Source organism: Thermosynechococcus sp. NK55a, assembly GCF_000505665.1.
Lineage (GTDB): Bacteria > Cyanobacteriota > Cyanobacteriia > Thermosynechococcales > Thermosynechococcaceae > Thermosynechococcus.
In genome coordinates this window covers 863,120-885,341 of sequence record NC_023033.1, presented here as the reverse complement: position 1 = coordinate 885,341, position 22,222 = coordinate 863,120, and the positions used below count along the sequence as shown (strand labels likewise).

The following is a 22,222-nucleotide window of genomic DNA, read 5'->3' as shown; positions in this document are numbered from 1 at the left end:
GATGTCCTGCTCTAAGTCTAACGTTTTGTTATCCATAGAACAGATGGTGAGGTCCAATCAAACCCTAAGGCCCTTTTCCCATAGATGGGACACGCTGGCAGCGGTCAAAATTCGAGAGGCGTTTATCCCTATTTGTGTAGGCATTTGTGTAGGCCATATTTTAGAAAGGGCCTGTATTACGATATGAGAAGCAAACTTTCGATGAATGCTTTGCCTGCCGAGTTCTGTTCACGAAAACAATGATTGAGATTCCTGCGCCTCTTAAGCCGGTGATCACCTTTGCCCACCCGGTACTGATGTGGATTCTTTTTGCGCTCACGCTCTACGCCATGTATTTAGGGATTCAAACCCGTCGCCTGCGCACCCTCAGCGGTGAGGAAAAGAAAGCCCTGATCCAAGCCAAGGTGAATGTCAAGCACCACCAAGTGGGTGCCATCCTATTGGCCTTGATGGTCATGGGGACGATTGGCGGGATGGCGGTCACCTACATCAATAATGGCAAGCTCTTTGTCGGGCCGCACTTGATTGTGGGGCTAGCAATGACAGCATTGGTTGCGATTTCTGCGAGCTTAACCCCTTTTATGCAAAAGGGCAGTGAGGTGGCTCGTGCCTTGCACATGACCCTAAATCTGTTTTTGGTGGTCCTTTTTGGTTGGCAAGCGGTGACGGGTCTGCAAATTGTGCAGCGCATTCTCAATGCCAGCTAGGGGGAAACGGCAACCTGAAAAGGGACTGTGGCAATTGCCAAAATTCTGCAACAGGTGAGCACTTTTGTGCCAAAATTAGGAGCAGCGCTGATTACTGCAAATAATTCCCAATGCAGTGGGGGTGCTTTGATTTCCCTTAGTGCCCTTGGCTGAGGTAGGGCATACCTCAAGGAAATAACTTGTTGCCAGCACTGGCTCACCCCTTTGGGGGCCTTCTCTGGCCAAGGGGCTGCATTGCAGACAGTTCACTTTCTGGGTGCTCATGACTACACTTTCCCTGATGCCAATGTTGAAAACGGCTGTCCAGGTTGCCCATTTACACAAGTCTTTTGAGCGTTTTCCGGCAATTCGCGATCTCAGCCTCTCTGTCCAGGAGGGGGAAATTCTGGGCCTATTGGGGCCCTCGGGTTGTGGCAAGACAACGTTACTGCGCTTAATTGCCGGTCTGGATACGCCAGATGCTGGGGAAATTAGGGTGGGCGATCGCTGTGTCGTAGGGGCAAATGTGTTTATACCGCCAGAACAGCGGTCCTTGGGCATGGTTTTTCAGGATTTTGCCCTGTTTCCCCATCTAACGGTGGCTGAGAATATTGCCTTTGGTTTGCAACAACAACGCCTTAGTAAGCCGCAAATTCAGGAGCGAGTAGCAGCAGTCTTGGCCCTGGTGCACCTAGAGGGAATGCAAAAGCGCTATCCCCATGAACTGTCTGGGGGACAGCAGCAGCGAGTGGCCTTAGCCCGGGCGATCGCCCCCCAGCCAGCCGTGATTCTCCTCGATGAACCCCTGAGTAATCTTGATGCCCAGGTGCGGCTACAACTGCGGGAGGAATTGCGCCGGATCCTCAAGGGAACTGGGACGACGGCCATTTTTGTTACCCACGATCGGGAAGAGGCTCTGAGTCTGGCGGATCGCTTGGCGGTGATGCGCCAGGGCAAAATTGAGCAGGTGGGTACCCCTGAAGACATCTATCGCTGCCCTGCCTCACGATTTGTGGCCGGGTTTATTACCCAAGCCAACTTTTTGCCTGCCTATGCCGAAGGGGCTCAGGTGCGCACCGATGTTGGCACGTTTCCTCTTTTGGCAGCTTTGGCGAAGGGGGAAGGGGAAGTGATGATTCGCGAAGAAGATCTCCAGCTACAGCCAGACCCTGAAGCCAGTAGTTGCTTTGTGATTCGCGATCGCCAGTTTCTCGGTCGCGAGTATCGCTACTGTATTCAACTGCCCTCCGGCCAAGAACTCCATGCCCGCCAGCCCCTTGCTGTGGATATTCCCATTGGTACTGCTGTGAACGTGGCGGCTGAAGCGGTGCGCTTTTTCCCGAAGGAAAACTAATCTGGGGCACGTCCCATATACTCACCCCAAAGGGCAGCCGCCAGCCCACTACTGCCTTGGGTAGGGCTATTGTCATCATTGCCGAGCCAAATACCAGTGAGGATATCGGCGGTGGGCACGTAACCAATAAACCAGAGATCGCGGCCATCATTTGTCGTGCCGGTTTTGCCAGCAACAGGGCGACCAATGGCGGCCGCACGCCCAGTGCCGCGACTGACAACCGCACTCAAGAGGGTGGTCATTTCGTTAGCGATCGCGAGATCCAGGACTCGTTGGGGCGTTTCCTCCTTGGCCGCATAAATGAGGCGACAGGTTTGCCAGTCATTGCGTTGGCGGCAATCGCCGCCATCGCGAACCGTGAGAATGGCATGGGGCGGAATCCGCTGCCCCCCATTGGCGAGCACGGCAAAGGCCCCACTCATTTCCAGAAGGGTTACCTCACTTTGACCAAGGACAAGGCCGGGCACAGCTTGCAGTGGTGTCGTAATTCCCATCGCTCTGGCCAAGCGGATAATGGCTTCTAAACCAACGGCTTGGGCAAGGCGTAAGGCAATGGGATTTTCAGAAAGCGCCAAACCCGTGGCCAGATCCATAGTGCCACCACCGCCACGACACCCCTCGAATTGTTGTCCCTGCCAGAAAACGGGTGCACAGGAAAAGGTTTCGCCGGCTGTGTGTCCTTTTATGAGTGCTTCGGCATAGACAAACACCTTGAAGGTCGAACCGGGCTGGCGTAGAGCAAGGGTGGCACGATTAAACTGGCTTTTTTGGTAGTCCACACCCCCCACAAGGGCACGAATGAGACCACTGCTGGGCTGGAGGGTGATTAAGGCCCCTTGCTGCACCCCATAGGCGCTGCCTGTGGTACGGATGAAATTGCGCAGACTGGTTTCGGCCAGTTCTTGCCAGCGGGGGTCTAGGCCAGTTTCGACAATCAGGTTGCCCTCTTGAGCCAGTTCATCCCCAAGGAGTTGGGCAAGCTCCTGATAGACATGGTCCGTGTAGTAGGGAAAGCGTTGGGCACTGAAGAATTTCTGCGCCTTGGGGCTAATTTCAATCCGGGAGCGCCGGGCGCGATCGCCCTCTTCTTTGCTGATGTAGCCCTGCTGCACCATGCGCAAAATGACCCGATTGCGGTAATCTACCGCCGCATCGTAGTCGCGCACAGGATTAAAACGGTTGGGGGCAGGCAGAATCCCCACCAGCGTAGCCGCCTCATTCAGCGTCAGGTCTTTGGCGGGCTTATCAAAGTAGAATTGAGCCGCATCCTCAAAGCCACGATTTCCCATGCCCAAATAGACACGGTTGAGGTAGGCCAAAAGCAAATCATCTTTGCTGTAGAAAAATTCCAACTTCAGCGCAACCGCCATTTCTCGCCATTTGCGGCCTAAACTGTCCTCCGTACCGACTTGGGAGCGAAAAAGGGTCCGTGCTAGTTGCTGGCAGAGAGTACTGGCCCCTTCGCGGGTTTGGCGCGTGAGTAGATTGGTGACAATTGCCCGCGCCATGCCTATGGGATCTACCCCAAAGTGCCAATAGTAGCGAACATCCTCAGAGGCCAGAACCCCATGAACCAAGTAGGGGGAAAAATCATTGAGAGCTTTAAGTTCACGGTGGGGGTGATCTTCCACTGGATTGATCAGTTCCCCTTGGCGATCGAGGAGAATAATCGGGCCTTGCTCAAGGGGGGGCAGGGGACGCACCGCCACTTTGCTCGCTTCGGCAGCAAGTAATCCCATTACAAGGCCACTGATGCCGATCGCCCCCCAAATGCTGTAGGTGAGAACACGAACCCAAGGGGGGGGTGGATTGTGGAAGCGGAGGGTAACGGCGCCTTTGACTTCTGGGGGGCCTAAGGTAACGACATCGCCGTGGTGCAATTCACTGGTTTGTAGGCGCTGCCGTTTGCGATAGACGCCATTGGTGGAATCTAGGTCTTGGATTTGAAAGACGCCTGTGGGAGTGAGCCGTTTTAGGCGGGCATGGGTACCGCTGACAATCTCTGCGTCAATCACAATGTCAGCGCGACTCTGACTGCGGCCAAGAATGTAGCGATCGCCAACTAAGGGAAAGACTTGCCGTTGACCGCGGTACTCCACCCATAGTTCAGGGGTGCGGGCATTTTCCCGCAGGGAGACCTGTTGCCAATCAAAGCGAGAGTGAACCGTCTGCACCGCTTGCGTGACGGTTTGGGTCACCGACTGCCAAAGATCTCGAGCAGGATTAGGCATGGTAGCAACGCCAGGGACGGTGTGACGGCACGTACTGGTAACGGATTATGATTCCTAGATTTCTGGAACGTAGCCGGCTGGCACAGCACTGGGGTCGCTGTCCCGCTTGGAACTGAGGATGTCCATGCGCTCAACCAAAATCACCGGTGAGGAGCGATCGGCACCCGTGTTGCGGTCTTGCCAGCGATCGAACTTCAGACTGCCCTTAATGCCCAGGAGCGTGCCTTTGCGCACATAGTCAGCAGCCACCTGAGCCGTTTTGCCCCAAATTTCCAAGTTAAACCAATCGGGTTGATCATCCTTGGTGGGGCGATTCACTGCCAACGTCAGCCGACACTTCACGCTCCCCGACTCAAAATAGCGCACCTCCGGATCACCACCCACATGACCCACTAGATGAACCAGGTTTAGACTCATAGCTGACTGCCTCAGATTGCTCTTTGCCCCATTATTGCAAACTTCAGCTTTGTCATGATAAGTCTCCATTCACTCCACGTCTCGGAGGAAAAGCAAGCGGTGGTGCACCTCACCAGTGGTGTTGGGTTCCTCAGCAGCTTCCATTTAAGCTACTTCTGCCAAGTAGAAAAAGAGGATACCCCCAACCGCATCCTCTAGATCAACGGCATTGGGCCTTGAGTGGGTCTACTGCTGCCTTGAGGGTGTTTAATCTCTGGGGCAGGGGTGGCTACTGCCTAATCCGTGGGTCAGCCCACTTGAGGAGTAAATCTGCAAGTAGGTTGCCGACAATCAGCATCACTGCCCCCATCATCAGACTGGCCATGACCACATAAATATCTTGAGCCGTCACTGCTTGTAAAATCAGGCGACCAAGACCCGGCCAGTTAAAGAAAAACTCGGCAATAAAGGCACCACTGAGGAGGTTGGCAAATTCAAACCCCAAGAGCGTGATCAGGGGGTTCACGGCATTGCGCAGGGCATGGACATAAATTACCCGTGATTCTGGCAGTCCCTTGGCGCGGGCGGTTTGGATGTAGTTTTGGCGCAGCACATCCAGTAAATTTCCCCGCATGAGTCGCTGCAGGCCGGCAAAGCTCGTGAGGGTGAGCGCCACACTCGGCAAAATGAGGTGCCAGCCAATGTCAAGGATTTTGCCCCACCAGGGAAGATCATCGTAAAACAGGCTGGTCATCCCCCCCACTGGAAACAAGGGGGTACTTTGGGCAAGAAAGAGCAGCAAGAGGGCGGTAATGAAGCTAGGAAACCCTTGGCCAATGTAGCTCACGACCCGCAGCAGGCGATCGCTCCAACGATCCTGGGTTACCGCTGCCCAAATTCCTAAGGGAATGGCTAAGCCCCAGGTCAGCAGAATCGAACTTAAGGAGAGCAGGAGGGTGGCGGGTACTCGCTCCCACAATAGGGAGGCCACCGATCGCTGATAAACAAAACTTGTCCCAAAGTTGCCGTAGCGAATAATCTGCCACAGCCAGCGAAAGTATTGCTCTACAGGTGACTTGTCGAGACCAAATTGCTGCTCCAGCTCCTGCAAACGTTCCAAAGAAATCTGCGGATCTGCCTTGAGATTGTCGAGATAGTTCCCCGGTGCCAGTTGCATAATCGCAAAGCTCAACGCCGAGGCCAATAGCAGCGTGATCAGGGCCTCCCCCAGGCGCCGCAAAATCAGGCGGCTCGTTTCATTCCCAAGGCCTTGGCCAATGGATTTGAGCATGGCTTATTTAGAGGCCAGCACAGCATCAATGGCTGCTTTCAATTCAGCTTCACTGAGCTGGGTGACAACAAAGACTTCCTGCACGGTTTTGCCGCGGCGGGCAATCACCTTAAACCCGCCTTTGATGGGCACCGAAACCCGTAGATGCAGATGGGGGGATTTACCTTTGACAGGGGCAATGACACCGGGGGTCAGTGTCCTAATCCCCGCCACTTTGGCTAATTTTTCCAAGACGGGAATCAAGCCTTCAATGTGCGTAGAGTGATTGAGGACAACCCGACCCGTTGTTGCTGCCATTGTTAAGGTAACCACCGTGCTTGCAAGCCGGGTGCCAAAGGTTCTGGCATCCCAACGACGATTTTATCTTGATCTAATTTTAGGGGGAGAAGCCAAATTTGATGCCGTTGGGCAGGCAGTTGATGCGGTGGCGGGGGTAATCCTTGGGGGGCAGTGGGCAGTTCTACCAGATCCCTGGGGCGGGGGTTGACTGGCGCAGTTTCGCTGTACAGATCGCTATTATCCACCTCAGCGGGAATTTCGCGTCCCTCAACGGAGTCAACGGCCAATGTACGGCCATCGGGGGCCAAGCTCAGATATAGCTCCTGCTGCGGGTCAAAATCCTTGAGCTTGAACAGTTCCTTAGTATTCAGATCAAGGAGCGCAAGATAGGGAACTTCGCGGTAATTGCCTTCCCCTTCGATGCGGGTGAGAATGACATAGAGAAATTGACCGCTGGGGTCAAATTGACCGGCAATGATTGAGCCGTTGATGGTCAGCAACTCCCTATGCTCGCCAAAAATGTCTACCACGTAGAGCGATCGCGAGAAGTTGGGGTTAAACTTCACTGTGGCCACTTGTCGCCCATCGCGGCTAAAATCTAGCACCATGCCATACTGGGGCAAAAAGTCAAAGTTACTCTCATCATTGGTGGCTTCTAGGGGCACAATGGCCAATCCCTGCCCTTGGGCAATGATTAAATGCTGGTTGTCGGGAGCAATGCGAAAATCACCGGCGGCGGCTTGGTTGAGGCGGCGGGGCTGAAAATTTTCATCGAGGAGCCACAGGGAGCTATCCGCAGGCTGGAGACGATTCACCCGCTGCACCACAATTTTGCTGCCGTCATTGGCCAACTGAAAGCGCAGATTTTGGTACTCGCTGTTATCGAGAATTAGGGAAATTTCGCCTGCAGGACGGGCTTGACGGCGGGGGGTATCGGGGGCATTGAAGTATAGCCCGGTGGTGACGGTGTACAGTTGAGGATCAAAGCCCATTTGCTCGCCCCGCTCCCCTGCGCTAAAGAGAATGCGATCGCCGGCGGGATAGGGCTGAAAATCAAACACCCGCAGATTGGGGGGAGTGAGGAATATCTTTTGTTGCAGCGTCAGGTTATAGAGGATGAGGCGACCCTCTTCGGCACCAGAGCCAAGATAGACCAGGACGCGATCGCGGCTGCGAAACTGCCCCTGAAAGGGTTTGATCGGTTTCCCTTGGGGCACAGAAACGGCATCCTCTAAGGAGACTTTGAAGGTTTGACCGTAGGGCAGCGGCTGCGTCAGCGTGTAGGCAAAACGGCGCCCTGACCAACTGGCCTTACCCTCAAGGGGTGGCTCAATCTTGAGATGGGTTGCCACCGAGGACCAATCCATCAGCCGATTAAAGGAAAGAATAAAGGCGCGATCGCTTGCTCCCACATCGCGGTTTTGCCATGAAAAGTCCCGCACTTCGGCTTGGGTGCGATCGCCCCCCCATAACAGCAAAAGGGTCAGGACCAGCGCCACAAGGAGCACACTCAAAGCAGCCCGATCAAGGGGCTGAGGAAAGGAGTGAAAACGCATCAGCAGGAACAATCACACAACAACAGGCGTACTATACCAGATGTCTTCGATTTGCTCGATGATTGGCATTGCTGCCCCTGGGTCTTCCAAAAGAACTGTGATATGCCCCAACTTGCGACCCGCATAGGTTTGACTTTTACCATACCAGTGAAGGTGCGCGTGGGGGAGAGCCGCCAAGGCCTCACATTTTGCCCCATAGTCAACCTGCGGTTCGGCTAAGCCCAGGAGATTGACCATGACGGCGGCGGTTACCCGCATGTCAGGACTGCCCAAGGGCTGGCCACTAATGGCGCGCAAGTGCTGCTGAAATTGACTCGTGACACAGGCATCAATGGTGTAGTGTCCGGAATTGTGGGTGCGGGGGGCAATTTCATTCACCAGTACTTCCCCCGTGGCTGTGAGGAAAAACTCAAGGCCAAAGATACCCACGCCATCAAGCGCCGTCAGGATTTGGCGGGCGATCTGCTGAATTTGCTCACTGACTTGGGGGGGAATGGGGGCAGGAGCCATCACCCAGCGACAGATGGCAGCCACCTGCTGCGTTTCCACCACCGGATAAAGGGCAATCTCCCCTTGGGGCGATCGCGCTGCCATGATCGCCAGTTCTTTGACATAGGGCACAAAGGCTTCCACCAAAAACCCTTGGGGTGGAATTTCTGGCCAGTGTTGCTGAAACTGCTGCCAGGCCTGCTGATCGGTAATGACAAACGTCCCTTGGCCGTCGTAGCCATGGCGACAGGCTTTAATCACACAGGGAAGGCTGGGGGGGCGATCGCCCAAATAGGCGAACTCTGGTACAGGAATCCCCAGGGCCTGTAAAAAGCACCGCTGCTGGTATTTGTTCAGGAGAGGAGCTAAAGTGGCCAAGCGGGGATAAAAACAAACCCCCCGCTGCTCAAAGTGCTGGAGTTCCTCCAGATCAACAAACTCATTCTCAAAGGTAATCACATCAACGTGCTCAGCCAGTCGGGCTGTGGTCGCCCCATCGGTGATTGCCCCATAGCACACGCCATCGGCAACCGCAACGGCGGGATCCGTTGCTGCAGGCGTTTGTACCCATAGGGAAAGTCCCATCTCCTTGGCCGCCAGTGCCAGCATCCAAGCCAACTGGCCCCCACCAATGACACCAACCCGCGTTATTTTATCCACGATGTCCGACAATTTCCGCAATAGACTCAACGGCAACTATTGTCCTACGTCAATGGTCCCTCACGGCCACTCCTAGAGAGTGAGCTGCACAAACCAAACACTGGGATCATCGCCGGCAGTCAATTCAAAGTTGAGTTTGCGGCAAATACGGATCATCCCCTCGTTGTCCTTGAGAACATAGGCGTGGATTGCCCTCAGCTCTTCATCGCGGCCAATTTGAATCAAGCGCTGCAGCAATTCCGTCCCCAGGCCTTGCCGCTGCCAGCGATCGCTAATCAACAGCGAAAACTCCGCCGTGGGACTAAAGTGATCCTTGCTAAGGCGGCCAACGCCAATAATTTCAGGACCTGCGGCCCCTTGGTGTTCCGCCACAAGGGCCATTTCGCGATCGTAGTCCACAAAACAGATGCGCACCAGGCGATCGTGGGCAACCCGCTGCGATAACTTCATCAGGTGGAAATAGCGCAAATAGACGCTCTGCTCCGAGAGGGTGGCGTGGTACTGGCGCATCAAGGGTTCGTCCTCTGGCCGAATGGGGCGAATCAGCACTGGGGTACCATCGCGCAACTGCCACGGACTGACGTATTGGCTGGGATAGGGACGAATTGCAGGCTCAACAAACATGCTTTCCTGCTGGTGGAGCACAAGGCGAGCATCTAAGACCAGTAGGCGATCGGGGGGTGCCACCAGCAGGGGATTGATGTCAATTTCTTTGATCCACGGTTGCTCCACCACCAGTAGGCTAAAGCGTACGAGCAGATCCTCAAGCAGGGCAAGGTTAAGGGCTGGCCAGCCCCGCACGCCGGCAAAAGCACGGGAGATTTTGGTTTGCTGAATGAGGCGCCGCGCTAGGGTGGTGTTCAAGGGGGGCAGGGCGATCGCTGTATCCTCCAAAACTTCCACCAACTGTCCGCCTGTGCCAAAGAGAATCACTGGACCAAATTGAGCATCGGTGGAACTGCCCACAATGAGCTCAAACCCTTTCCAGGGAATCATTGGCTGCACAGTGACGCCAGCAAAATGACTCGCTCCCGCAGCAGTGGTGACATTTTTCTCAATTTGTTGGTAGGCAGTGATGACGGCAGCAGCATCGGGAAGATTGAGGGCGACACCCCCAACATCGGTTTTGTGGGTAATTGTTGGTGAATAGAGCTTGAGAACCACGGGATACCCGAGGCGATCGGCAGCAGCCACTGCCTCTGCTTCACTGCGGGCAATACAGGTTTCCACCACTGGCAGGCCATAGGCAGCAAGAACAGCCTTGGCTTCCCACTCCGTTAACAGGGTACGTCCCTCGCTGCGCACTTGCTCAAACAGTTGACTTACAGACTCTCGATTCGGGGGGGTAGTGGTCAAGGGCAAAGCGGGCGTTTGGTACAGTGCCTGCAAGTGGTCGCTATAGCGCCACATATAGCTAAAGATGCGGGCAGCGGTGTCGGCATAGCCATAGGTGGGAATGCCCGCTTGGTTGAGAATGGCTTCCCCTGGTTTCACTGTGTTGCCCCCCATCCAACTGGCCAGAATCGGCTTGGCACCACTGGGACGGTTTTGGGCATAGGTGGCAAGATCTTGGGCGATCGCCAAGGGATCCGTCATGGCTTGGGGAGTGAGGACCACCAGTAGGCCATCACTGTTGGCATCCGTTTCACAGTGTTGCAGTGCCTTGAGGTAGCGATCGGCGGTTGCATCCCCCAAAATATCCACGGGGTTGCCGTGGCTCCAAGCGGGGGGGAGCACTTGATTCAGTGCCTGTAGGGTATCCGCGGAGAGAGAACTCAGTTTGCCACCTGCACGAATCAGAGCATCAGTAGCCAAGACCCCCGGGCCGCCAGCATTGGTGAGAATCGTCAGATGGGGGCCTTTGGGACGCGATTGCTTGTCCAAAACCTCTGCCATGTCAAACAAATCTTCAATGGTTTCCACCCGCAGCACCCCACAGCGTTCTAGTGCTGCATCCACCACTGCATCGGATCCCATCAATGCCCCTGTATGGGAAGCAGCGGCCTGGGCAGCGGCAGCAGTCCGTCCGGCTTTGATGACAATAATGGGCTTGATATAGGCCACTTCCCGCGCTGCTGAGAGGAAGGATCGCGCATCCCCCAAAGATTCCATATAGATAACAATGCAGCGGGTTTGCGGATCATCGCCTAGGTAGTAGATGAGGTCACCCCAGCCCACATCCAGCATCGTGCCAATGGAGACGAAGGCACTAAAGCCGACATTCTCCTGCAAACTCCAGTCCAAAATTGAGGTACACAGGGCGCCACTTTGACTGAGAAAGCCAACATGCCCCGATCGCGCCATTTTGGCAGCAAAGGTGGCATTCAAACCCGTGGGCGGACACATCACCCCTAAACAATTGGGGCCAATAATGCGCATCCGTGCCTGACGGGCAATGGTTAAAATCTCCTCCTCAAGAGCCAGTCCCGCTGCCCCTACTTCGCGAAACCCCGCTGAAACAATAATGGCTCCTTTGACGCTTGCTGCGGCACACTCGGCAACCACCGCTGGCACTGTAGCCGCAGGGGTGGCAATGACTGCGAGATCAACCGCCTCTGGGATAGCCGTCACACTGGCATAGGCCTTGATGCCCAACACAGAACTGCGGTGCGGGTTAACGGGAAAGACGGTGCCGCCGAAGGGGCTTTGAATCAAATTCCACAGCAGGGTGCGGCCAACACTGCCTTCTTTTTCGCTGGCACCGATGACAGCCACACTTTTGGGGGCAAAGAGGGGACGCAGGGGCTGATGACCGGCGCGCCAAATGTCGTAGGTCGTGGTTCGGGTCATGCGGTTACTGGTGCTACAAAAGGTGGGAACTGAGCCACCTCTACTTTAGCGAGGGCGATCGCCCCAAGTTACGCTTTGTTACGCGGTGTGGAGTTCCCAGTCACAGCCATTTGCCCCCGTGCGCCAGAGCCGCAGCTCAAAGCGACTGTTGCCAAGGCGTAGATTACGAATGTGGAGTTCCTCAATACTGGCGGGCAACAGGGGCTGGTGGAGCAAGAATTTGCCTTGGGGGGCATCCACAAGTGGCCAAACCATGATCTGGATGAACTGGAAGAGGCTGGCGGTTGCCCAGGCTTGGGGGGAGCAGGCCACTGGGTACTGTACGGGCTGGGGATAGGTCTGGCGATCGAAGCCACAGAACAGTTCTGGGGGACGCAAATCCGGCTGCCGACAGGTCATATCAAAAAGGGTATCCACAAGCGTCAGGGCAAAGTCACTATCGCCAATTGCCCGCAGGCCAAAGGCAATCAGGCTGGTATCGTGGGGCCACACTGACCCCAAGTGGTAGCCAATGGGATTGTAGGCTGGGGAGGTGCTGCTCAGGGTACGAATCCCCCAACCATTGAACAGATCCGGGAGCCGCAGACGTTGCCCCACCCGTTGGGCTTTCTCGGGGTCACAAATCCCTGTCATCAGACATTGGCCAGCATTGGAAGTGAGGCTATCCACCGGCCGACCGTCACCGTCGAGGGCAAGGGCATAGAATCCGTCGGATTCCAGCCAAAAGTCGCGGTTAAAGCGTGCTTTGAGGTCGGTGGCCTCCCGCTGCCAGCGATCGCCCCACTCGCCATAGCCCAGGGCGTGAGCAATGACACTGAGGCGAGTTTTGGCAGCATAGACATAGCCTTGGACTTCACAGAGGGCAATGGGGCCCTGGGCAAGTTCGCCGCAGCGGTTGACAATGCAGTTACCGGAGTCCTTCCAGCCCTGGTTGTCAATCCCCTTTCCGGCTTGGCGATTGTAGCTGAGGTAGCCTGTGGCAGCCATCTGTTGATCAATCCAAGCCATGGCAGCAAGGGCATGGGGCCATAGCTGCGCTAAGGTGGCGCGATCGCCTGTCCACGCATAGTAGTCGCTGTAGAGCATTAGCCAGAGGGGGGTGGCATCCACTGTGCCGTAGTAGGGGGTATGGGGGATTTCGCGGTTGCGTGCCATTTCGCCAAAGCGCAGCTCGTGGAGAATTTTCCCCGGTTGCTCATCGCGCTCAGGACAGACCTCCCTGCCTTGGTAGTGGGCAAGGGTGCGCAGCGTATCACGGGCGATCGCCGGATTGAGGATCAGCGTTTGCATGGCTGAAATAATGGAGTCGCGACCAAAGAGCGTCGCAAACCACGGAATACCCGCAGTCAAAACCTTGCCATGGCCAAAGGACTGCAACAGCATATAGAGATCCGCCATCCCCCGCCGCAGGATGCGATTCCACTGCGGATTCGAGGTGACGATTTCTGTACAGTCTGACCACCATTGTTGCCGTTCCTGTCGAGCCGCTTGATCCGCAGCCGCTAGGGAGGAAGGCACTGCTACCTGTGCCGTAGGTGCCCCATTGGTAAAGGGACGGACGCAATAGTGAATACGGTGGTAGCCTTGGGGTTCGAGCTTAAGGTGCCATGTGGCTGTGGTGTCATCAAGACGGTCGGGGGGAGTGCCCAAAAACTGAACTTGGGTCTCCATCAGGGCCCCATCCAGACCTTGATAGGCGAAGCAGAGATCGGCGCGTCCCTTGGTGTGGCGTAATTCACAACCGACGGGTTGCAACGTCTGTCCCCGCTGTGGGCGACCACCACCGTATTGGCGAATTTCAAATAAATCCTGAAAGTCTGCTGCAAAGGTAAGTTGAATATCCACCACTGCCGGCTGTACTTGGTGGTTGGTAATCAGAAGCGTTTCAAAGAGGGCGCCCCGTACCACTAGGAAGCGCTCGATCGCCAACGCTTCCGCTGGCACATCGGGTTGTTTGGGGTTGGTACACACTACCTTGAGGGCGTGGCTACCCGTACAGTGAAAACTCAGCAGCACTGGGCGATCGCCCCCCACCCGCAACTCCGCTTGACTCAGGAAGCGGGTATCCTGGCAAAACAGCCCCGTAATCGCCGTTTGCTGTTCATCATTGCAGATATTGCCCAACTCATCACAGATGAGCAGCACATCATCATCCTTGAGAACGGGAACGGTTTTAGGGTGGGTTTGAATTTTGGTGGCCGGCAGGGGCGGAGCAACAATGGGAATGTAGTCGCGCCCGTACAGGGAAACAACATCAGTCTCCATGGGTGCAGCAGCGGTCTCACTTGAGATGGAAAAATTTTAGCTAATTGACTAGATCGTCCTTTACGATGGGGGACATCGCAATAGGTAAATATGCGGAAGGTACAGCAGCAGTTTGCACAGGCGGTGTTAGCCTTTGCGGCTTTGCAGATACGTGGCCACACCCGTGTAAATGAGGCTGTGGAGAATCAGCATTCCCCAATTCAGCAGCAGATTATCCCAAGTGGGGGCATAGACAGGCGTCGGATCAAAGGGCTGGGGCGGTGGTTCAAAGAGGCCAAAATCGAGGGGTGGCGGTACCATACCATTCACGTCAATCAAGGTACCATAGGCACCCATGGTCCAACGGCCAATTGTCAGCCAAGAGAGAGCCGTTGCAACGCCCGTGAGCTTAAAGAGGACGCCGGCAAAGATAATTTGCGGCAGGAGCAACGGCGGTAAAATCTTGCTTGCTTGATCGCTGTTGTGCACGGCCGCCGAGATCAAAAGACCCAAACAGAGACTCGCCACGAGCGTCAGGAAGGTGGTGATGCCAAACCCTAGGGGCCAAGGGAGGAGGGCACCCTTTGGCAGACCAAAGGCCAACAGTCCCACCAGGGTAATGAGCAGCGTTTGTGCCAAGGCCATGCCCTTGCCAAGGGTGAGTTTGGCTGCCATGTAGGCCCAGAGACTGAGATTGGCAAGGCGTTCGCGGCGGTAGATGGCCACCTCTGTGATCAAGGCTTGCGCCCAGCCCGAGAGTCCCACCCAAAGACAGGCACAGGTAAAGACAAAGAGAATGCGCAGGGTTTGAGCCGCTTGCAGCAGACTGGGGGGATCTTGGGGCCCAAAGGGGGAGCGATCGCTGGCAAAGCGGGTGAGCAGCAGGGCAATAGGGACACTGATCAAATTTAAGACAAGGCTGAGGCGATCGCGCCAGAGGAGTTGCCACTGGCGTTGGCACAATACCCGCCATTGGTAGAGGTGAGGCGGTGCCGGCTGCTGCGGTGGGGGTTCGGCATTGGGACGACTCTCCGCCCCCAGAACACTGGTACTCTCGTAGTGGGACCCGATACTGAGGTGGCTGGCAAGGTAGCGTTCATAATGGGCAGATTGGCGAAATTTTTGACTCCATGCAGCACTATTTTCGGGAGTCAGGAGGGCATAAATTTCAGCCACAGAATTCAGGGGGCGATCGCCCGTTGGACTAAAGAATTGACGAGCCTCATCGGCCGGGCCAAAATAGCAAAGACGCCCCCCGGGACCAAGAACGAGTAGGCGATCGCACAGATACACATGGCTCGTGGCGTGGGTAACCAAAACAATTGTGCGTTCTTGATCTGCCAATTGCCGCAGCAACTGCATCAGCAAAAAGTCTAGCCCGGGATCTAGACCCGAGGTGGGTTCGTCAAGGAAAAAGAGCTTGGGATTGGCCAATAGCTCAACGGCAATACTCACCCGCTTGCGCTGACCGCCACTGAGGCTGGCCACCAGTTGATGTTCCGTACCCCTTAACTGCACCTGTTCAAGCACTCGCTCAATTGCTGCCCTGCGGTTTTGGGCATCGGTATCCGCCGGTAAGCGCAGTTGCGCCGCATAATTCAGGACTTCGGCCACTGTGAGGCGGGCATGGACAATATCATCTTGGGGTACATAACCAATTTGGTGGCGGTAGGTGCCAAGATGGCGATGCAAATTCAAACCATTGAGCAGCACCTGTCCTTCCTGAGGTGGATCTAGCCCCATCAACACTTTTAAGAGGGTGGATTTCCCCGTACCACTGCCACCGACAATACCCACAAGTTGTCTCGGCTCCGCCACAAAGGAAACCCCTTGTAAGAGGGAGCGATCGCCCGCTGGTGTTTTTACCCGTCGTTCCAATCCCCAAGCATCAATGCGAAGATGACTGCCCTGATCCGTAATTTCTAAGGTCTCATGGCGGTAGAGAAGGACAAAAGGCCCAATGCGAATCTGATCACCGTTGCGCAGCGTGTAGGGACCTTTTAGGAGTTTGGCGTTGACATAGGTGCCGTTGCTGCTGCCCAAATCCCTCAGAACGTAGAGACCCGCACTGGTGCGATCAATGCTGGCGTGGCGCAAGGACACCGTGGGGGCATCCAGTTGCCAATGCTGATAGCTGTTGCTCGCTTGGCGCCCTAAAGTCAGCGGCCATTCCTTGAGGGTTTTGAGGACAAGGCGGCGCTGCTGCGGTAAGGGTGGTGGACTGGCGGTTCCCGCAAACTGGATCTGGACCAGCAATTGCACTTTGTTTTTTGGGTCTTGGCCAATTTCTAGGCGTAGGGTTTCCCCGAGGGCAAAGCCCTCTTCAATGCCGATGCGGCGTCGGTTGTAGAAGGTGCCATTGGTGCTGTGGCGTTGATTGCCATCTCCATCCCAGAGGTAGTAGGTTGCCCCCTGTTGCTTAAAAACGGCATGGCGGCCGGAAATCACTGACCACAGTGGATCATCGGGCACCACCAAATCCGCCCACTGGTGATCGCGCCCCAAGCGATGCTCTGGTTGGGTCAGGGAATAGGTCAGCGTTTTCCCTTGACTTTCGAGGGTAAGGGTGACGGTGGGTAGATCAACAACCGTTTTTGGCGGGGGCGATCGCATAGGCCATTGAGAAAGGGGATGCTTGTTTGATGCGTGTTTGATGCCTGAGCAAAACCGAGCAGCCGTTTCAATCAGGACAGGAACAAACTCATGGGCGGCCTGCAAACTAGGGACTAAAACGGCTGGATCTCGAATGTAGTCATGAACCATTTGACTGTGCAGTTACTGGATTGTAAACCCAGCCCCTGCATCGGGCAGAAAGCCGAGCCGCTCAGCATCGTCAAGGTTTTCCAAGAAAGTCGCCACTGGTTGGGCAAAGACCCTCAGAGAAGCGGGCAAGAGCTTACTCCCTAGGGTATCTTGAAGGCGGCCAAAGTGTGCTACAAAAGCATCCGCGCGCTCTGCCAGATCACTGTTTTCCTCCCACTGTGCCGCCCCTACTGCCATAAAGAGTTTTTGAAAGAGGCCTTGATCGGCCATCTGTAGGTGTGCCACTTTCGCTGTAGATCGCCTTGTCGGCTGATCGTAGGGACTGTTTCTTAGCATTTCTAGCAAGTTTGTGTCCAGTGAATAGAAGGAAAGCTGCCCCACTTAGATTTGCCAGATCGGTGCTTGCACTTCCCGATTGGAGTAATCCACGCGAATGCGGAGTTCTTGGCCTTGGGAAGTCGTGATCAGCTTCAGGGCCAGGGTATAAAAATCAATAAAAATAGCCTTTTTGATAGAGCAACCCCACCGCCACCAAGGGGAGTCCTAGGTCGCTGGCGGATTTGAGGTGATCCCAAGCCCCCCGAATAGATTGGCAGGCACTCCGTGGGGCTAAATTCAAGGGAAAAATAGGCAATACAATCGCCGGGGCGCATTGGTGCGGGTTTGCTGGTACCACGTCTGCACAGGCTGGGCATATTCTTGAAATTGGTTGATTACCCGCTCCCTCTATGCCCAAAAGCGGTTCTCAGTGGGGATCTGGGCAATGCATCCCAAAATCGGGCTGTGGTTGTTGCTCCCACAGTTCTGGGTCGAGGCGGCGAAAGAGGGCGATTGCCGCTGCGTGCCGCGTCCAGTAGAGGTTGTAGGCCAATTCCCACAGGGGTGCCAAACGTTGTGGCCAGTGGGGACGAACGTTAAACGTGCGGATGGGCGCTGCCAGTGTTGTCGTTTCTATCTTAATTTCTCTTAATTTCCGATGCGTTTTGAGTACGATTTGCTGATTGTTGCGGCCAGTCCCCTTGCGCTGGATCTTGCCTATCGCTGTGCCCCTTTGGGGCGGATTGGCTTGGTGATCCCACCTCCTGATGAGCAGTGGCAGTGGCAGTGGCAACGCTGGTGGTTATCGCAGTTTCCGCCCCTAAGCTTAGATGCTCAGCATTGGCAGCACTTTCAAGCCCACCTCCGCCACGGACAGCGGCGCTATGCCCCTAGGGTCTTGGAACTGGTGGGGGTAGATGTGATCACAGGGGTGGGGGAATTTGTTTGGCGGCCGCGCTGTCATTTTCAGGTGGGCGGCGATCGCCTCTATGCCCGAGGCTATTTGCTCCTTGATGCGCCGGCGGCAATGGATTTTCATGATCTGGACGCCCTCAGCAGGATTGAGCGAGCCTGTTGGCACCACTGGTCTGGCAAAGCTTCTGATGCTAATGGACAAGGGCTGCCGGTTGTAACAACGGAAGATGCCTGGTTCAACGATCGCCTGCACGCTGCTCTAAGTGGTCTCGGTTTGGGGGTTCCACTTCTGGGAAGGCGCAAAGCACCTGATCCGACCTCTTTGAATGTGCAACACCTGCAGCGGGATGCGCAAGGGTGGTTGCGAATCAATCCCCAAGGGCGCACGAGTCATCCCCAAGTCTACGCCTGTGGCGGTTGGCAGCGGGGATACCATTTGCCCTCCCTGACATTCTTTGAAGCCTTTGCGATCGCCCGCCAGATTTTACAGCGAAAGCCCATGACCCTGGACTACTACCGTCAACCGTGGTGGATTGCCTTACCTGTGCCCATTGCTCGTGTGGGTTGGAATGTGCGGCAAGCGCAGCAGTACCTTAGGGAACCCATTCAATGCTGGGAGATTCAGCAGTTGACTCCCGAGGGTCAGAGTTTAGGGCAAGTGGTGATCAATCGCCAAGGGCAGCTTCTAGGAGCAACATTAATGGGACGGGCGGCGATCGCCAGTAGTCGCATTTTCAGTCGGTACTTAGATCAAAATGCCTTTGCTGCCATCACCTATGCCGGTTGGGAACTGGAGTGCCAGCGCCAGCGATCGCCAAAGGCGCCACGTTCCCCCAATGCCGGGAAGGGATGAGATTCTCCCTTGCCCTGATGTTGCCAGAGAATTGTAAAGGCACCCGCCCCTTCCCCTTGGTGGGGCCATAGTCGATAGCAAGGAAATGTTGCTAAATGGGATTGATAGGCCGCCAGCGCCGGCACCGGTTGAGGAAGCAACTGCGGAAACTTTGCCATGAGCCAAGCCGCCACATCCTCGTTTTCATCTTGGCTAAAGGTGCAGGTGCTATAGAGCAGCCATCCCCCCGGGCGCACAATGGCGCTTGCCGCCGCTAGAATCCGTTTTTGTCGCCGTTGGTTGTGGCGAATCGTCAGTGGATGAAAGCACCCATCGGCTTTTTGCCCCTTGGCCAGCAGGGATTGGCCAGAGCAGGGGGCATCCACAATCACCACATCGGCAGTGCCTTGGAACTCAGCAGCCAGCACTTCACTATCCCAAGCAGTGACCCCTACGGGATGCACGCGACAGCGCTTGAGATTGCCAATGAGCATCCCCACCCGCTTGCCAATGGTCTCATTGCAGATGAGGTAGCGAGGGCGCAGCGATCGCCACGCAAAGAGACTCTTGCCGCCAGGCGCCGCACACACATCTATCACCAAGGACGGCTCCTGGGGCAGGGTGAGCAGGGGAACCGCCGCAAACACCGAGGAGGTATCCAAGCAATAATAAGCACCGGCTGCATGGAGAGGGTGTTGACCCGTTGGACTACCGGCAACAAAGCGGCTCACCCAGGGGGGCTGCCACGGCAGCGGCGGTAAGGCCACAAAAGGGAGCGCAGCAGCCGGCTCCCCACACCAAAGCACAGTGGCAGGATAAGCTGGGGGGGTCATTAGCGCCTGGAGGAACCGCTCCCGATTGTCCGCCGTCTCAAAAAGGCGATTCGCACAGGCCAGCGCCAATCGAGAGGGGTTGACCACAGGGTTAGCGGTGGACGGCAATGGCACCTTTGACGGCTTCGGCAAGGGCACGCACACTGGCCACCATGGCCACTTCACTGTTGAGTTGGTTGACGGCAGAACCAACCCCAACCCCCGCAGCCCCAGCGGCGATCGCCAGCGGAATCGTCACCGTCGAAAGCCCCGAAGCACACAGCACCGGCACCGAAACGGCACGGGAAATTTCATAGGCGGCTGCCAATGTGGGAGCTGCTTTTTCAATGAGACCCAAGGTGCCGCCGTGGTGGGGCTGGCTACTCGTCCCCCCCTCCGTTTGAATGACATCGGCACCAGCGGCCACCAAGGCCTCAGCCAGGGCAACTTGTTGATCCAAGGACAGCGTATGGGGCACGGTCACCGACAGCATAGTCTGGGGCAGCAGCTCACGGGTTTGGCGCGTCAAGGCCAGCACTTCCTCAGCACTGAACACTCGCCCTTGGGCATAGAAGCTATCATAGTTGCCAATTTCCACCAGATCGGCACCAGCGGCCACTGCCCGTAGGAGTTGCAACGGTTCCACCGCCGACACACAGACTGGCAGCGTCGTCAGTTCCTTTGCAAGGCGCACCAGTTCAGGATCGGCAGCCATATCCACAAAGGTGGCGCCCCCTTGATCGGCAGCGGTCACCACCGCCCGCACGCGATCGCGATCAAAGTTATTCAGGCCACTGATAATCTTGAGAGCCGAACGCTGCTCAAAGGCAGCAGCCAAACGCGGATGCAGCATAGACTTAAGCGTTCCATAATTGTGCATTTTTTTATCCTACCGCCCATTTCACAACAACTGTAGGTCTTTCCCTAGAAGCTAAACGTGGTGCGGATCAGCCCCTGAAAAAGGGGACTGCTGTCAGACCGATTGTGGGCATTGGTTACCGCCATAAACACCGGTGTAATTGAAATATGGTCGCTCAGGGGATAGCGGAAAAAGAGTTCATAGTTCATTTGGGTGGCATCATTAACTTGCGGGGCTGAGGGCAGCGAATTAATAAAGGGCTGGCCCACTGCCGCTGCCAATAGTGACCCCTCGGTGAGCAAATCCCGGTAAGCAAGGCCGACCATCCATGTGTGCGCCGTAGTATTCACTTGCCCACCGGCAGGAATGATTAGGGCACCCGGATCGACGGCAAAGGGCCCTAGACCATTAATGGTGGCCCCATCCCCATAGAGCTTCATATCGGAGTAGGCATAGCGCCCAAAGAGGCCAAACTTGCCCAGGGAGAGTTCGGCATTGATCCCAGCTGCATTTTGGGAAATGTTCAAGGTCGAGGCGTTGGTGTATTGCAGGCGAACAGCAAAATTGTTTTGTTCATTGGCCCCAAAGGCACGCGCAAACTCTAATTCCACAGTTCCCTGATAGGGATCCCCAAACAGCCCCCCCCCTGTGGCTACACCGCCGGGGGCGTTGGCAGTGGCGGCAACATAGACGCTGCGCAGGGTAAAGAACCCTCCTCCTGGGTTCCATTCAATACTCACCCCTGCCCCTCCGGGATCATTTACGGCAAAGGGAACAATCAGAGGATTGTTGATAAAAAAGTTGGAACTAAAATGCGTGAATGAATTGTTAGCGTAGCTGTTGGTATCCACAATATCGCTGGGGTAAAACTGTGGGCCGATACCGATTGTCAGGTCTGCCGTGGGCTTGAAGGTATAAAAAAGGCGAAATAGATTCGCAGCCGCTGCAACACCGCCATAATCTACAGAACCACCGGCAAGGAGGCCGTTGGTACCAATCCCCGTTGCTCCAAACGTATCTACGCCATTGTTACCCACCTCCAGCGTAGTGGTCAGCAAGTCGTCACCGCGGAAACTGGTATTCAGGGTCAGTTCTACACGGCTGATCGCTGTGGGGTTGTAGCTTCCCCCTGCGAACCCAGTCCCCGTGACGGGATCGACTACTTGGCCTGTATTTCCACCGGCTTGAAAGGCCATCACGGCATCCACGGATAACTTGGTAGTTGTGGAAAATTGCTGAGCTTCTAGGTTGGCAGTACGCGCTTCAAGCTGATCTACCCGCCCGCGAAGCGTGGCTAATTCGGCAGCAAATTCCTGAGAGAGCCGTTGCAGTGTAGCGAGATCTTCTTTACTGGCAAAGCGATCGCTCACCACATCGAGGCAAGCATTCAATGCCGCCGCCATTTCAAACCGCGTCAGGGCGCGGCTGCCGCGAAAGGTGCCATCGGGATAGCCGGCAACACAGCCATATTTTTCCACAAGGGAGGCTAGGGCTTGATAGGCCCAGTCAGTGGGGCGCACATCAGAAAGCTGCGAGACAGAGGTGACTTGCCCCATGCTGGCACTTGCCGACAGCGGATTTGGCCTCTGGGCGAAAACTGCGGAATTCAAAAAGAAAACGTTAACGCCAACGGCACCGACAATGGCCGTTGCTAGGGATTTTGCCATACTTGCCTTCCTAACCTCACACCAAGACCTTGCCTAGGGGATTCACTAAGGCTCTATAAGAATGCTAATGATTATCATTC

At 55.6% G+C, this 22,222-nt stretch carries 18 protein-coding genes; 4 read left to right on the top strand and 14 right to left on the bottom strand.

The window, feature by feature from the left end:
- Positions 1-239: 239 nt before the first annotated feature.
- Together NK55_RS04230 and NK55_RS04225 are read left to right on the top strand one after the other, a co-directional pair.
- Complete coding sequence (locus NK55_RS04230; protein WP_024124559.1) at positions 240-707, top strand: DUF4079 domain-containing protein; 468 nt, start codon at positions 240-242, stop codon at positions 705-707.
- Between the two features lie 262 nt (positions 708-969).
- Positions 970-2,040, top strand: a complete 1,071-nt coding sequence (locus tag NK55_RS04225; RefSeq protein WP_024124558.1) for an ABC transporter ATP-binding protein — start codon at positions 970-972, stop codon at positions 2,038-2,040.
- Here the strand turns inward: NK55_RS04225 and NK55_RS04220 are convergent.
- The gene (locus NK55_RS04220) at positions 2,037-4,271 is read right to left on the bottom strand and encodes a transglycosylase domain-containing protein (RefSeq protein WP_041429064.1); all 2,235 of its coding nucleotides are present in this window, start codon (positions 4,269-4,271) and stop codon (positions 2,037-2,039) included. The genes NK55_RS04225 and NK55_RS04220 overlap by 4 nt on opposite strands.
- A 54-nt stretch (positions 4,272-4,325) precedes the next feature.
- On the bottom strand, positions 4,326-4,688 hold the full coding sequence (locus NK55_RS04215) for a single-stranded DNA-binding protein (RefSeq protein WP_024124556.1): 363 nt from the start codon (positions 4,686-4,688) through the stop codon (positions 4,326-4,328).
- A 54-nt stretch (positions 4,689-4,742) separates the two neighbouring features.
- Here NK55_RS04215 and NK55_RS13105 point away from each other — a divergent pair, with 54 nt between their 5' ends.
- Positions 4,743-4,886: a hypothetical protein gene (locus tag NK55_RS13105; protein ID WP_157869657.1), complete on the top strand. Its 144-nt coding sequence runs from the start codon at positions 4,743-4,745 to the stop codon at positions 4,884-4,886.
- Positions 4,887-4,956: 70 nt separating this feature from the next.
- On the opposite strand, the gene NK55_RS04210 is transcribed toward NK55_RS13105, so the two are convergent.
- From NK55_RS04210 to NK55_RS12885, 9 genes are all read right to left on the bottom strand, one after another.
- Positions 4,957-5,958: an ABC transporter permease gene (locus NK55_RS04210; protein WP_024124555.1), complete on the bottom strand. Its 1,002-nt coding sequence runs from the start codon at positions 5,956-5,958 to the stop codon at positions 4,957-4,959.
- 3 nt (positions 5,959-5,961) lie between these two features.
- Positions 5,962-6,255: a DUF2103 domain-containing protein gene (locus NK55_RS04205; RefSeq protein ID WP_024124554.1), complete on the bottom strand. Its 294-nt coding sequence runs from the start codon at positions 6,253-6,255 to the stop codon at positions 5,962-5,964.
- 2 nt (positions 6,256-6,257) lie between these two features.
- A complete protein-coding gene (locus NK55_RS04200) occupies positions 6,258-7,793 on the bottom strand; it encodes a hypothetical protein (protein ID WP_024124553.1) in 1,536 nt (511 codons plus the stop codon).
- A gap of 12 nt (positions 7,794-7,805) precedes the next feature.
- Entirely contained in the window at positions 7,806-8,942 is a 1,137-nt protein-coding gene (locus NK55_RS04195) for a 5-(carboxyamino)imidazole ribonucleotide synthase (protein WP_024124552.1), read from the bottom strand.
- A gap of 72 nt (positions 8,943-9,014) precedes the next feature.
- Positions 9,015-11,732, bottom strand: a complete 2,718-nt coding sequence (locus tag NK55_RS04190) for a bifunctional acetate--CoA ligase family protein/GNAT family N-acetyltransferase (RefSeq protein ID WP_024124551.1) — start codon at positions 11,730-11,732, stop codon at positions 9,015-9,017.
- Positions 11,733-11,810: 78 nt separating this feature from the next.
- Entirely contained in the window at positions 11,811-13,997 is a 2,187-nt protein-coding gene (locus tag NK55_RS04185) for an amylo-alpha-1,6-glucosidase (RefSeq protein ID WP_024124550.1), read from the bottom strand.
- Positions 13,998-14,123: 126 nt separating this feature from the next.
- A complete protein-coding gene (locus tag NK55_RS04180; protein WP_051372781.1) occupies positions 14,124-16,739 on the bottom strand; it encodes an ATP-binding cassette domain-containing protein in 2,616 nt (871 codons plus the stop codon).
- Positions 16,740-16,751: 12 nt separating this feature from the next.
- Positions 16,752-17,009, bottom strand: coding sequence for a hypothetical protein (locus NK55_RS04175; protein WP_051372780.1), 258 nt, complete (start codon positions 17,007-17,009; stop codon positions 16,752-16,754).
- Positions 17,010-17,484: 475 nt separating this feature from the next.
- Positions 17,485-17,628, bottom strand: a complete 144-nt coding sequence (locus NK55_RS12885; protein ID WP_225871784.1) for a DUF3417 domain-containing protein — start codon at positions 17,626-17,628, stop codon at positions 17,485-17,487.
- Between the two features lie 87 nt (positions 17,629-17,715).
- Here NK55_RS12885 and NK55_RS04165 point away from each other — a divergent pair, with 87 nt between their 5' ends.
- Positions 17,716-18,825: a hypothetical protein gene (locus tag NK55_RS04165; protein ID WP_024124548.1), complete on the top strand. Its 1,110-nt coding sequence runs from the start codon at positions 17,716-17,718 to the stop codon at positions 18,823-18,825.
- Here the strand turns inward: NK55_RS04165 and NK55_RS04160 are convergent.
- The 3 genes from NK55_RS04160 to NK55_RS04150 form a co-directional block, all read right to left on the bottom strand.
- Positions 18,747-19,751 carry an RsmB/NOP family class I SAM-dependent RNA methyltransferase gene (locus NK55_RS04160; RefSeq protein WP_225871783.1) on the bottom strand — a complete coding sequence of 335 codons (1,005 nt, stop codon included), beginning with the start codon at positions 19,749-19,751 and terminating at the stop codon, positions 18,747-18,749. The two genes, NK55_RS04165 and NK55_RS04160, sit on opposite strands and share 79 nt — an antisense overlap.
- On the bottom strand, positions 19,729-20,469 hold the full coding sequence (locus NK55_RS04155; protein ID WP_024124546.1) for a DUF561 domain-containing protein: 741 nt from the start codon (positions 20,467-20,469) through the stop codon (positions 19,729-19,731). Before NK55_RS04155 ends, NK55_RS04160 begins: the two co-directional genes overlap by 23 nt.
- 71 nt (positions 20,470-20,540) lie before the next feature.
- Complete coding sequence (locus NK55_RS04150; protein WP_024124545.1) at positions 20,541-22,142, bottom strand: iron uptake porin; 1,602 nt, start codon at positions 22,140-22,142, stop codon at positions 20,541-20,543.
- Positions 22,143-22,222 lie beyond the last annotated feature (80 nt).